This window comes from Patulibacter sp. SYSU D01012 (genome assembly GCF_017916475.1).
Lineage (GTDB): Bacteria > Actinomycetota > Thermoleophilia > Solirubrobacterales > Solirubrobacteraceae > Patulibacter.
The window spans coordinates 1,009,875-1,022,558 of record NZ_JAFMTB010000002.1 but is presented as its reverse complement, the minus strand read 5'-3'; the positions used below and the strand labels follow the sequence as shown (position 1 = coordinate 1,022,558).

The following is a 12,684-nucleotide window of genomic DNA, read 5'->3' as shown; positions in this document are numbered from 1 at the left end:
TAGGTTCGGCCGGCGCGGCCACGGGCGGTGGTGCCCGTGGCCGCGCCTGCGCGCGCGGCGAGAGAGGCGCCCCGCGACGGTCGGGGGCGGTGTAGGTTCGCCCGGAGCGATGGGGTCGAGGATGGCGATGGACGTGGGACGCGGAGCGGACGGCTCGACGGAGGCCGCGGCGTGAGCCTGCTGCCGGCCGCGGTGGGCCGCCGCGCGAACCGGCTCGGGGCCGTGGCGCAGAACGCCCTCGAGGTCCTGCTCCTCGGCGGGCTGCAGACGGGCGATCGCCCGGCGCCGTTCGAGGTCGTCACCGAGCAGCGCATCTACCGCCTGCGCCGCTACTTCCCCGACAGCCGCCGCGCCGACGACGCGCCCGTCGTGCTGCTCATCCCCCCGATGATGCTCGCGGCCGAGGTCTACGACGTGTCCCCGCGGGCGAGCGCCGTCACGGAGCTGCACCGGCTGGGGATGGACCCGTGGGTCGTCGACTTCGGCGCGCCGGAGCACGAGGAGGGCGGCCTGGAGCGCACGCTCACCGACCACGTCCTCGCGGTGAGCGACGCCATCGACCGCGTCCGCCGGGCGACGGGGCGCGACGTGCACCTGACCGGGTACAGCCAGGGCGGCATGTTCTGCTACCAGGCCGCCGCGTACCGCCGCAGCGCCGGCGTCGGGAGCATCGTCACGTTCGGCAGCCCCGTCGACTTCTCGTCCGCGCTGCCGTTCGGCATCCCCGGCGGGCTCGCGCCCGGGCTGGCGCACGTGCTGGCCGAGCGCGTCTTCGACGACCGGGCTCTGCCGGCGTGGGCCAGCAGCGCGGTCTTCCGCGCGCTCGACCCCGTCAAGACCCTGCGCCAGCGGATCGACTTCGTCCGCCGCCTGGGCGACCGCGAGGCGCTGCTCTCCCGCGAGGGCCAGCGCCGCTTCCTCGAGGGGGAGGGCTTCGTCGCGTGGTCCGGGCCGGCGATCGCCGAGCTGCTGCGGCAGTTCGTCGTCCACAACCGGATGATCTCGGGCGGCTTCGTCATCGAGGGGCGGCTGGTGACGCTCGCCGACCTGACGTGCCCGATCCTGGCCTTCTCCGGCGACGCGGACACGATCGCCCGGCGCGCGTCCGTGCGGGCGATCCAGCGGGCGACCCCGCGGACGGTCGCGTACGAGCTGCCGGTGCCGTCGGGGCACTTCGGGATGATCGTCGGCTCCGCCGCCGGCGAGGTCACGCTGCCGGCCGTCCGCGACTGGATCCGCTGGGTCGAGGCCGGCGACCCGGCGGCGCCTCCGCCCGACGGCCTGCACCCGATCGCCGACGACGGCGACGACGACCCGCGCGCGCCCGCGGTGCTGCAGTCGGTCGGGCTGGCGACGTCCGCCGGCGTGGGGCTGACCCGCACGCTGTCGCGCAGCGCGCGGCGCTCGGCCCGCGGCGTCCTCGGGATCGCGAGCGAGGCCGCGTCGCAGCTGCCGCGGATCGTCCGCCTGGAGCAGATCGGACCGCACACGCGGATCTCGCTCGGGTCGCTGCTCGACGAGCAGGCGCGCCGCGCGCCCGACGACGTGCTGTTCCTCTTCGCGGACCGCGCCCACACGCACGCGGCGGCGAAGCACCGCATCGACTCGGTGGTGCGCGGGCTCGTCAGCCTGGGGGTCCGCCAGGGCCAGCACGTCGGCGTGCTCATGGGCTCCCGCCCGAGCGGCCTGACGGTCGTGGCCGCGCTCTCGCGCCTGGGGGCCGTGGCCGTGCTGATGCGCCCGGGGGGCGACCTGGCGCGCGAGGCCGAGCTGGGGGGCGTCGAGGTGGTCGTCGCGGACCCGGAGCAGGCGCGGGGGGCCGTCGACGCGCTCGGGATCGAGGTGCTCGTCCTCGGCGGCGGCGCGGACCCGCGCGACCTGGGTCCCGGGATCGTCGACATGGAGCGCATCGATCCCGACGCGGTGCGGCTGCCGGCCTGGTACCGGCCCAACCCGGGCCGGGCGGCCGACCTGGCCTTCGTCGTCTTCTCGGGGGAGGGCGACGCGACGCGGGCGAAGCGGGTGACGAACCACCGCTGGGCGCTCTCGGCGTTCGGCACCGCCGCGGCGGCGTCCCTGTCGCGCGCCGACACGGTGTACGCCGTAACCCCGCTGCACCACCCCTCCGGCCTGCTGACGAGCGTCGGCGGCGCCGTCGCCTCGGGCGCCCGGATCGCGCTGGCGCGCGCCTTCGACGCCTCGACGTTCTGGGACGAGGTCCGGCGCTACGGCGTCACCGCGGTGTCGTACACGTGGACGATGCTGCGCGAGCTGACGGAGGCGCCGGCGCACCCCGCCGAGGCGCACCACCCCGTGCGGCTGTTCATCGGCTCCGGCATGCCGCGCGGGCTGTGGCTGCGGGTGCTCGACCGCTTCGGCGGCGGGACGAGCGCGACGCCTGGCCACCCCGCCGGCCGGGCGCGGGTCGTCGAGTTCTACGCGTCGACCGAGGGCGACGCGGTGCTCGCCAACGTCACCTCGCGCCCCGGGTCGAAGGGGCGGCGGCTGCCCGGATCCGCCGACGTGCGGCTGGCGCGCTGGGATCCGGCGACCGAGACGCTGCTCGAAGGGCCCGACGGGTTCGTGCTGCCGGCCGAGGCGGGCGAGGTCGGGATGCTGCTCGCCCGGGCGCGCGGGGGCGCCGAGACGCTGCCCGGCACGCCCCTGCGCGGCGTCTTCCGGCGCGGCGACGCGTGGCACAGCACCGGCGACCTGTTCCGGGTCGACGACCAGGGGGACTGGTGGCTCGTGGACCACGCGGCGGCGGCGATCCGCACGGACCGCGGCGTGGTCTACGCCTTCCCGGTGCACGACGCGCTCGGGCTGCTGCCGGCGATCGACCTGTCCGTCGTCTACCCGCTCGACGGGGCGGACGGCGCGCCGCTGGCCGTCGCCGCCGTGACGGTTCGGGGCGGCCACGAGCTGCGGGCCCAGGACCTGACGGGCGCCCTCTCTGGTCTGGACGCGGGCTGCCGGCCCGACGTCGTGCACGTCGTCGACGAGATCCCCGTCACGACGTGGTTCCGCCCGATGGTCGGCCCGCTGCGGGCGGCCGGCGTCCCGCGGCCCGGGCGGCCCGCGCGCGCGTGGGTGCTCGACCGCGAGCGCGGCACGTACGTCGCCCTGACGGACGCGGAGCGGCGCCGGCTGGTCGGCGAGGAGCAGGTCGCCGCCGCGGACTGAGCGGGCGCCCGGCGGGCCGGGCCGGTTCGCGCCCCCGCGGGCCGCGGCGCGCGCCGGTCGGCGGGCCGGGCCGGCGGCCGTGGGGCTCTCGGCCGCCGGCGGGCGGCGCCGTCAGCCGGGGCGCGCGGCGCCTCCGTCGTCCGGGCCGGCGGCCGGGCGGTACAGGTGCTCGGGCCGACCGGTGGCGCCGTAGCGCAGGTCCAGCGCGACCGCTCCGTCGCGGGCCAGCGCGGACAGGTGGCGCTGGGCCGTCGCCCGGCTGATGCCCACCGCCTCGGCGACCCCGGCGGCGGACAGCGCGTCGGCCGCGGCGGTGAGCGCGTCGAGGATGCGCCGGGCCGTCGGCGGCAGGTCGCCGTCGCCGTCCCGCCGCGGGGCGCGGTCGTCGCCGGCGCGCAGGGCGACGAGCCGGTCGATCGCGCGCTGGTCCAGGTCGCCGCGGCCGTCGAGCGCCGCCTGCAGGCGCACGTACGCCGCCAGGTGCGCCCGCAGGGCGGCGAAGTCGACGGGCTTGAGCAGGTAGTGCAGGGCCCCGGCGCGCAGGGCGGCGGCGACGGAGGGCCGGTCGCGCGCGGCGGTCAGCATGAGCACGTCCGGCGGCGCCGCCTGGGCGCGCAGGCGGCGCAGCACGTCGATGCCGTCCGCGTCGGGCAGGTAGCGGTCGAGGAGGACGAGCCCGGGCCGGTGCCGGGCGGCGGCGTCGAGGGCGGCCGCGGCGCCGTGGGCCTGGGCGACGACCCGCAGGCCCGGCACCCGCCCGACGTGCTCGGCGTGGACCGCGGCCACGCGGAAGTCGTCGTCGACGACGAGCACGTCGATCATGCGTCGCTCCGGGTCGGTGGGGTGGGGGCGTCCGGCGCGGCGCGGACCGCGCCGGGCAGCCAGACGGTGAAGAGCGCGCCGCCGCGGCCGTCCTCGGGGTCCTCGACGGCGACGTCGCCGCCGCGCCGCGCGACGAGCTGCCGGACGAGCGACAGGCCGACGCCGCGGCCCTCGGCGGCCTTCGTCGACCACCCCGCGGCGAAGACGGCGCCGCGGTCGCCGGCCGGCACGCCGGCCCCGGTGTCGCGCACCCACAGCAGCAGGCCGTCCGCCTCGGCGGTCAGGCACGCCACCACCGTGGGCTCGCCGTCCGCCGGCGGCGCGTCGGCCGCGGCGTCGATCGCGTTGTCGAGCAGGTTGCCCAGGACGGTGAGGACCTCGCGCGGGTCGACGAGCGCGTCGGGCACGTCCGTGGCCGGGTCGACGGTCAGCCGCACGCCGCGCTCGGCGGCGACGGCCGACTTGGCGGCGAGCAGCGCCGCGACGCGCGGGTCGCCGACGCGGGCGGTGATGTCGCGGCGCAGCCCGACGTCCGTGCGCGCGACCTCGGCGATGAACGCGCGCGCTTCGTCGGCGTGGCCCAGGTCCAGCAGGCCCGCGAGCGCGTGCAGCCGGCCCGAGAACTCGTGCGCCTGCGCGCGCATGGCGTCGGCCAGGCCGCGCACGCTGTCGAGCTCGCGCACCAGCGCGTCGAGCTCGGTGCGGTCGCGCAGGGTCACCACGGCGCCCAGGTCGCGGTCGTCGCGCCGCACGGCCATCCGGTTGGCGACCACGACGCGGTCGCCGTGGACGAGCAGCTCGTCCTGGCCGCCCGTGCGGCCGGCGAGCAGGTCGGCCAGCGGTCCCGCGGGGACGGCCTCCTCGACCGTGCGCCCCCGGTCGTCGCCGGACAATCCGGTCAGACGCGTCGCCTCGGCGGTGATCAGCCGCAGTCGGCCGCGCGGGTCGACGACGATCACGCCCTCGCGGATGCCGTGGAGGATCGCCTCGTGCTCCTGCAGCAGGCCGGCGAGCTCGTCCAGCTCCAGGCCGAACGTCTGCCGCTTGAGTCGCCGCGCCAGCAGGGCCGACGCGAGCGCGCCGACGACGAGCGCCCCGCTCAGGTACAGCGCCAGGGCCGGGGCGATCGCGCGCAGCTCGCGGTGCAGCGCCCGCTCGTGGATGCCGACGGAGACCTCTCCGACGATCCGGCCGCCGGCGCGCAGGGGCACCTTGGCCCGCGCGGAGCGGCCGAGCGTGCCGCGCTCGACCGCCAGGACGGTGTCCCCGCGCAGGGCCCCGGACGGGTCCGTGCTGACCCGCTGCCCCAGGCGCCGCGGGTCCGGGTGGGCCAGACGGATGCCGCGGTCGTCCGTCACGACGACGAAGGTCGTGCCCGTGGCGCGGCGGACGGCCTCGGCGCGGCGCTGCACCACGCCGGAGCGGTCGCCGCGGGCGACGGCGGCGGCGATCTCGGGCGTCGCCGCCACGCTCCGCGCCACCGCCAGCGCCCGCTGCTGGTAGTCGTCGTCCAGCCGGCGCTGGGTCGAGACGAGGGCCAGGCCGAAGCCGAGCAGCACCGTCGCGACGAGGATGGCGAGCTGGACGCGCAGGAGCTGCGAGGAGAGGCGGCGGGGCCGGCGCACCCGCCGATCCTCCCATGCGTGAGCAGAACGCGCAGAACGCGCGTTGCGCGCAATTCGCGCGCAGCGCGCGCAACCGTTGCGTGACGACGGTCACGCGCCTACGGTCGGCGTCGGAGAGAGCGCACGGCGGCCGACGGCCCCTGCGCCACGAGAGGAGAAGGCGTGAGACAGACCACCATGCGGTGGGCGATCGGCGGCGTGCTGGTCGTCCTCTGCCTGATCGCGGCCGTGGCCCCCGGCGGGACCGTCGGCGGCGACGACGACGGGCCGTACCCCGACCGGCGCATCTCGATCATGGCCCCGGCCGACCCCGGCGGCGGCTGGGACTCGACCGCGCGGGCGCTGCAGTCCACGATCCGCGAGGCGTTCCCCGACGGCCCGGGCGCGGACGTCTACAACGTGACGGGCGCCGGCGGCACGCTCGGGCTGTCGCAGCTCGTGACGAAGAACGACGGCGACCCGTACCAGCTCATGGTCATGGGCCTGGTGATGATGGGCGCGATCGAGACGAACCGCTCCGCGGCGACGCTCGACGACGTCACGCCGATCGCGACCCTGACGACGGAGACCGAGGCGATCGTGGTGCCGGCCAGCTCGCCGATCCGCACGCTCGACGACCTGGTCGCCCGGCTCAAGCGGGATCCGGGCTCGATCCGCTGGGCCGGCGGCTCGGCGGGCGGCACCGACCAGCTGCTCGTGGGCGAGCTCGCCCGCACGATCGGCGCGGACCCGAAGCGCACGAAGTACATCGCGCACTCCGGCGGCGGCGAGGCCAACACCGCGATCCTCTCGGGCGCCGTCGACGTCGGCGTCTCCGGCATCTCGGAGTTCACCGCGCAGGTCGAGGCGGGGAAGATGCGGCTGCTGGCCGTGTCGTCGCCGTCGAACGTGACGGTCGACGGGAAGCGCCCGCGGACGCTCAGGCAGCAGGGCATCGACCTGGAGCTGACGAACTGGCGCGGCATCGTCGCGCCGCCGGGGATCAGCGCCGAGCAGCGCGCGAAGGTCACGGCGTACGTGCGCCGCGTGCTGGGCACGCCGGCGTGGCGGGCGAACCTGAAGCGCTTCGACTGGGCGCCGTTCGTGCGCACCGGTCCGCAGCTGGACCGCTTCTTCGCGACCGAGGGTGCGCGCGTGCACCAGGTCGTCTCCGACCTCGGACTGGGGGAGTAGATGAGCACCGACGGCCTGCACACCACCACCACGGAGCCGGCGCGCGGCGTGGTCCACGAGCGGCACGTCCCGTGGGCAGGGCCGCGCCTCGTGGGCGTCGTCCTGCTGGCGCTCGGCGTCGCGTCGCTCGTGGCGACGACCGCGATCCACTCCGCCGAGCTCGGCTGGTCGCTCGAGGGGCCGCGCATGGCGCCGCTCATCGGCTCCGTCGCGCTCATCGTCCTGTCGCTGCTCTACCTGCTGCGGACGGTCTGGCGGCCCGACGTCGACCTGGCCCGCTTCGCCGCGAACGAGGCCGAGGCCACGCACTGGCCCACGCCCGGCGCGCTGCTCGCGGCGCTCGTCGGCTACGCGCTGCTGCTCGGCACGCTCGGCTACGCGCTCGCGACGACCGTCTTCGTCTGGCTCGTCTCGTGGCTGCTCGGCAGCCGCAGCCCGGGCCGCGACGCCATCGTCGCCGTCGCCCTGGGCGTCGGCGTGGGCTACGCGTTCTCGCGCTGGCTCGGCGTCCGCCTGCCGGCCGGCCCGTGGGGGATCTGAGATGGACCTCGCGCTCCTGCACGGCCTGACCGACCCGGTCCTGGCCGCCAACCTGCTCGACGGCTTCGGCAACGTCCTGACCGTCCAGAACCTGCTGCTCGCGGCGGCCGGCGTCACCCTGGGCACCCTCGTCGGCGTGCTCCCGGGCATCGGTCCGGCGCTGACCATCGCGCTGCTGCTGCCGCTGACCTTCAACTTCTCCGACCCGACCGGCGCGTTCATCCTCTTCGCGGGGATCTACGCCGGCGGCATGTACGGCGGGTCGACGACGTCGATCCTGCTGAACACCCCGGGCGAGAGCTCGTCGGTCGCCACCGCGATCGAGGGCCACCAGATGGCCCGGAGAGGCCGCGCACGGGCGGCGCTGGCCACCGCCGCGATCGGCTCGTTCGTCGCCGGCACGATCGGCATCGTCCTGCTGACCCTCGTCGCGCGCCCCGTGGCGGACCTGGCGGTGAAGTTCCGGCCGGAGGACTACTTCGCGCTGGCGCTGATCGCGTTCGCGTCCGTCACCACCCTCGTCGCGCGGTCGATGATCCGCGGCCTGATCTCGCTCGCCCTCGGCATCCTCATCGGCGTCGTCGGCATCGACCAGCTCACGGGCCAGTCGCGTCTGACGTTCGGCGTCGACCAGCTCGGCAACGGCGTCGACATCGTGATCGTCGCCGTCGGCCTGTTCGCCGTCGGCGAGGCGCTCCACATGGCGGCGAAGCTGCGGTCGGGCGGGGCCGACGAGGAGGAGATCATCGACCCGGGGGCCGACGGCCAGGCCGGGGACGGCGATGCGCGCGACGCGGCCGACGACGGCACAGGGCCGTCCGCCAGGGGGCGCGCCGGTCGACGCCGCCGCAACCCCTGGATGACGCGCCAGGACGTGCGCCGGTCGTGGAAGCCGTGGCTGCGCGGCGCGGCGATCGGCTTCCCGTTCGGCGCCCTGCCGGCGGGCGGCGCCGAGGTGCCGACGTTCCTCTCGTACGCGACGGAGAAGCGGCTGACGAAGCACCCCGACGAGTTCGGCAAGGGCGCCATCGAGGGCGTCGCCGGGCCGGAGGCCGCGAACAACGCCTCCTTCTCCGGCACCCTCGTGCCGCTGCTGACGCTGGGCATCCCGACGTCGGCGACGGCGGCGATCATGCTCGCGGCGTTCCAGATCTTCAACCTGCAGCCGGGGCCGGAGCTCTTCGACACCAACAGCGATCTCGTGTGGACGCTGATCGCGTCGCTCTACGTCGGCAACGTGCTGCTCCTGCTCCTCAACCTGCCGCTGATCCGCGTGTGGGTGAAGGTCCTCGAGGTGCCGCGGCCGCTGCTCTACGCCGGGATCCTGGCCTTCGCCACCCTCGGCGTCTACTCGCTGTCGGGCAGCACGGTCGAGGTGCTGGTGATGTACGTCATCGGCGTCCTCGGGTTCTTCATGCGCCGCTACGACTTCCCCGTCGCCCCGGTGATCCTGGGCGTCATCCTTGGCCCGGTGATGGAGGTCCAGGGCCGCCGCGCCCTCGTCGGCTCGGGCGGCGACCTGTCCGTCTTCGTCTCGCGCCCGCTGACGATCGTGCTGCTGCTCGTGGCGGTCGTGGCGCTGCTGATGCCGTACCTGCCGGCGATCGTGGCCCGCCTGCGCGGGCGCCGGGACGGGCGGAAGCTGGTGTTCGGCGAGGAGGACTGAGGGAGGGGGCGGGCGGCCGGCGCCGGGTGGCGCCGCCGCCCGGCTCGCGCGGCGGCAGCAGAGGAGCGGGCGGCGCGCGGCGGGACGCGGCCCGCCGTCGGCATCGCGTGCCGAACGCCCCCGGCGTCGCTTGCCGGATCGCCGCGGCAGGAGGCGGGCGATCCGGCGCACGACGCCCCCCGCCGACCAGCCAACCGCTCCCGGATCACCCCGGCAGCGCCGAGCTGATCCGGAGCACGACCAGGCCGCCAACCGACCAGCCATTCGATCCCGGATCGCCTCGACAGCGCCCAGGTGATCCGGAGCACGACCAGGCAGCGGGAGGCGTTCGCAGCCGTCGCGGCCTCCGGCGGACGGCGACGAGAAGAGCCGTGCGGTGCGTCCTCCGAGTCACCGAGCACGTTCGCGTGGGCGCGACCGCGATGCAGTGGTCAGCGCGGCGAGGATCGGGCACGTCGCGGGGCGGACCGGCCGACCGCGTCGTCCTGCCCACCGACCGCCCCACGCGTGGCCGTCGAGTTGGCGGCCGCCGGCGGGACGAGCTGCCGCAGGCGCTCCGCCGTGCCGGCCGGCTGGTCCACGACCTGCTCCCACGTCAGGCGCACCTCGCGGAAGCCGGCCGCCGTCAGGTCGGCCGTGCGCCGGTGGTCCCGGCGGAACGCCTCGCGGTCGCGGTGCGTCTCCCACCCGTCGAGCTCGATGACGAGCCGTTGCGCGGCCCAGAACGCGTCGACCTCGTGCGTCGCCCACGGCGTCGCGACCAGGACGTTGGTGGCCGGCAGCGCCAAGGCCTCGCCGACCAGCAGCTCGAGGAAGCGCCGCTCCAGCTCGGCCTTCGTGCGCAGGGCTGCGGCGGGGCCGATGGTCATGGCCGCGACCGCCTGCCGCAGCCGGCCGACCCCGGGCGCGCGGCGTCGCATGACCCGCTCGAGCTCACGCAGATCGAAGAGCCGCAGATCTTCCATCCGTCGGAGCAGACGGTCGAGCGTGCGGTCGCTCGACCGGGGCGCCAGGTCGAGCGCCGTGCGCGCGGGCGACGTCACGGGGATGCCGGCGACGGTGGCCCGGTCGCGCTCGTCCCATTGCCGCACCCGGTGCCACCGCACCCCGGCGCGCGGTGTTCCGGTCCGGAGCACGGCCACGGACACTCGTTGCTGCTCGCCGTCGAGCAGCCCCCAGAGCGCGGCCGCCGAGCGATGGCTCGCCGCGGCGCCGGGGCCGCCGGCGAGCACGGCGGCCATGGTGCGACCGGCCGGCGCGAGGCGGGTGTGCCCGACCGCGTAGACGCCGGGGAAGAGGACGTGCAGGCGGCCACGACGAATCCGGTGGTCGATGGCCGCATGGCTCATCCCGAGGTCGAGAAGCTGCCGACGCGCTACGACGCCGTGCTGCGCCCCCGCCAGATCAGCCACCACGCGATCCCAGTCGCGCGGGAGAACGGTGGCTCCGGACTGCGCGGCCGCCGCCAGGAACGGCGTGGCGTGCGGGGGCGAGGACATGGCGACGAGTCTGCGGGGCTCGGCGTGGAGCGTGGGAGTCCGACTGTGCCGATCGTGTGCGGGTTCAGCAGCGAACTCGTCGCCAGCCGGCCGCCCGCGGCGGGAGGTTCGTGGAGGTGGCGCCGCATCGGAGCGCGGATGGGGAACGCGGCCCCGAAGCTGCGGCACCAACCCGTCGGCGCTGTCGGGATCACCCCGGCGAAAGGATGGTGGTCCGGAACACCATGCGGGCTGGACATCACCCCGCCAACCTGACCCGGATCACCCCGGCCAGAGGGAGAAGGTGGCGATCCGGAACGCGATGTCGGTCGCCCGGCTCGCCACCCCCGCCCGGATCACCCCGGCCAGACGGTGGCGATCCGGAACACGACGCGGGCCGCGCACCACCCGCCGACCTCGCCCGGATAACCCCGGCCAGACGGCGGTGATCCGGAACACGACGCTCCCGCGAGCCGCCCCGCGCACCCCTCCGTCAACGCGCCCCGGATCACCACGGCCCCAGCGTGGCGATCCGGAACACGACCCCACCCCAGAACGCGAACGGCGCGGCGCGCTGCGCCGCGCCGTTCGCGCGTCTCCCTCGTGCGGCGTGGGGCGCCGCTGGCCTCTCGGCCGTGCCGCCGGCCCCACCGCCCTGCCGCAGGCCCCGCGGCCGGCGCCGTCGGCCCGCCCGCCCGCGCCGCCCAGCCGCCCTACCGCCCGCCGCGGCCGCCCTACCGCCCGCCGCGGCCGCCCTGGCGGCCGCCGGACCGGCCGCCGGAGCGCCCGCCCTGGCCGTGGCCGCCGCGGCCGCCCTCGCCGCGGGATCGGCCGCGGCCGCCCTGGCCGTCGCCGCGGCCGCCGCCCGGGTGGTCCGAGCGGCTCTGGCCGGCGCGGCGGCCGCCGCCCTGGGGCCCGCGGCCGCCGCCGCCCTGACCGCCCTCGCGGCCCGGGCGCGGCTGGCGCGGCGCCTGCTTGCGCTGGACGCCGGGGCCCTTCTCGCCCGGCTGCGCGACGCGCAGGCCGGCGCGGCCCAGCTCCTCGTGCAGCTCGAGGTCGCGGCCCATGACGCCCATGTCCAGCTCCTCCTCGGGCTCGACGAACGTGACGCCGATGCCCGAGCGGCCTGCGCGGCCGGTGCGGCCGACGCGGTGCGTGTACGTCTCCATGTCGACCGGGATGTCGTACTGCAGGACGTGCGTGACGCCCTCGACGTCCAGGCCGCGCGCCGCGACGTCGGTGGCGACGAGCGTGGTGACCTCGCCCTGCTCGAAGGCGGCGAGGGCCTTGCGGCGCTGGGCCTGCGAGCGGTTGCCGTGCAGCGCGACGGCGTCGACGCTGGCGGCCTTCAGCTTGCGGACGACCTTGTCGGCGCCGAACTTCGTCTTCACGAAGACGACGGTCAGGCCGCGCTCCGCGTCGCGCAGGTGCTCGACGAGGTGCTCGATCTTCTCGTCGCGGGTGACGCGGCGGAAGTGGTGGACGATCTTGCCCTGGTCCTGCTGGGGCGGCGTGTACTCGATGAGCTTCGGGTCGCGCGTGTAGGCGCGGGCGATCTCGCCGACGCGGCCGTCGAGCGTGGCGGACAGGAAGAGGGTCTGGCGGTCGCTGCGGGTGCGCGACACGATGCGCTTCACGGCGGGCTGGAAGCCCATGTCGAGCATGCGGTCGGCCTCGTCCAGGACGAGCATCTTCACCTCGGCCAGCGAGACGGAGCCGCGCTGCAGCAGGTCCTCCAGGCGGCCGGGGGTCGCGACGAGGATGTGCGAGCGCGAGGCCAGCTTGGCCTGCTTCTCGATGCCGGCGCCGCCGAAGACGGCGGTGATGGCGAGCGCGCGGGAGTGCGCCAGCTCGCGGATCTCGTCGACGATCTGCGTCGCGAGCTCGCGGGTCGGGACGAGGACGAGCGCGCTCGGGCGCGGGTCCGTCGCCTCGACGCCCTCGACGAGCGCGACGCCGAAGGCGATCGTCTTGCCGGAGCCGGTGGGGGAGGACACGAGGATGTCGCGGCCGGCCAGCGCGTCGGGGAGCGCGAGCTCCTGGACGGCGAACGGCGACTCCATCCCGTTCTCCTGCAGCGCGGTGACGACGGCGTTCGACACGCCGAGCTCGGCGAAGGTCTTCTGGGTCATGGAACTCCTCGGGGAGGTCGTGGCGCTCGACCTCTCGGGGAGGCAGGCGGCCGGGGGAGCGCTCA

General features: G+C 76.4%; 8 protein-coding genes. 4 read left to right on the top strand and 4 right to left on the bottom strand.

All coding sequences use genetic code 11. From position 1 onward, the window contains the following. Window positions 1-171: 171 nt before the first annotated feature. Window positions 172-3,183 (top strand): alpha/beta fold hydrolase, encoded by a 3,012-nt coding sequence (locus tag J3P29_RS14250; RefSeq protein WP_349239850.1) that lies wholly within the window; start codon window positions 172-174, stop codon window positions 3,181-3,183. 111 nt (window positions 3,184-3,294) lie between these two features. Here the strand turns inward: J3P29_RS14250 and J3P29_RS14245 are convergent, their stop codons facing one another. Beyond that, window positions 3,295-4,005: a response regulator gene (locus J3P29_RS14245; protein WP_210494238.1), complete on the bottom strand. Its 711-nt coding sequence runs from the start codon at window positions 4,003-4,005 to the stop codon at window positions 3,295-3,297. Further along, on the bottom strand, window positions 4,002-5,630 hold the full coding sequence (locus tag J3P29_RS14240; RefSeq protein WP_210494236.1) for a sensor histidine kinase: 1,629 nt from the start codon (window positions 5,628-5,630) through the stop codon (window positions 4,002-4,004). The genes J3P29_RS14245 and J3P29_RS14240 overlap by 4 nt, the downstream gene beginning before the upstream one ends. A 162-nt stretch (window positions 5,631-5,792) precedes the next feature. Here J3P29_RS14240 and J3P29_RS14235 point away from each other — a divergent pair, with 162 nt between their 5' ends. From J3P29_RS14235 to J3P29_RS14225, 3 genes are read left to right on the top strand one after another with little or no spacing between them, the layout of a single operon-like run. Beyond that, on the top strand, window positions 5,793-6,803 hold the full coding sequence (locus tag J3P29_RS14235; protein ID WP_210494234.1) for a tripartite tricarboxylate transporter substrate-binding protein: 1,011 nt from the start codon (window positions 5,793-5,795) through the stop codon (window positions 6,801-6,803). Beyond that, window positions 6,804-7,343, top strand: coding sequence for a tripartite tricarboxylate transporter TctB family protein (locus tag J3P29_RS14230; protein WP_210494232.1), 540 nt, complete (start codon window positions 6,804-6,806; stop codon window positions 7,341-7,343). It begins immediately after the preceding gene. A gap of 1 nt (window position 7,344) precedes the next feature. Next, on the top strand, window positions 7,345-9,009 hold the full coding sequence (locus tag J3P29_RS14225) for a tripartite tricarboxylate transporter permease (protein ID WP_210494229.1): 1,665 nt from the start codon (window positions 7,345-7,347) through the stop codon (window positions 9,007-9,009). Window positions 9,010-9,440: 431 nt separating this feature from the next. Here J3P29_RS14225 and J3P29_RS14220 read toward each other — a convergent pair whose 3' ends face one another. Continuing rightward, entirely contained in the window at window positions 9,441-10,508 is a 1,068-nt protein-coding gene (locus J3P29_RS14220; RefSeq protein WP_210494227.1) for a type IV toxin-antitoxin system AbiEi family antitoxin domain-containing protein, read from the bottom strand. Window positions 10,509-11,221: 713 nt separating this feature from the next. After that, the gene (locus tag J3P29_RS14215) at window positions 11,222-12,619 is read right to left on the bottom strand and encodes a DEAD/DEAH box helicase (RefSeq protein ID WP_210494225.1); all 1,398 of its coding nucleotides are present in this window, start codon (window positions 12,617-12,619) and stop codon (window positions 11,222-11,224) included. Between the last annotated feature and the right edge of the window lie 65 nt (window positions 12,620-12,684).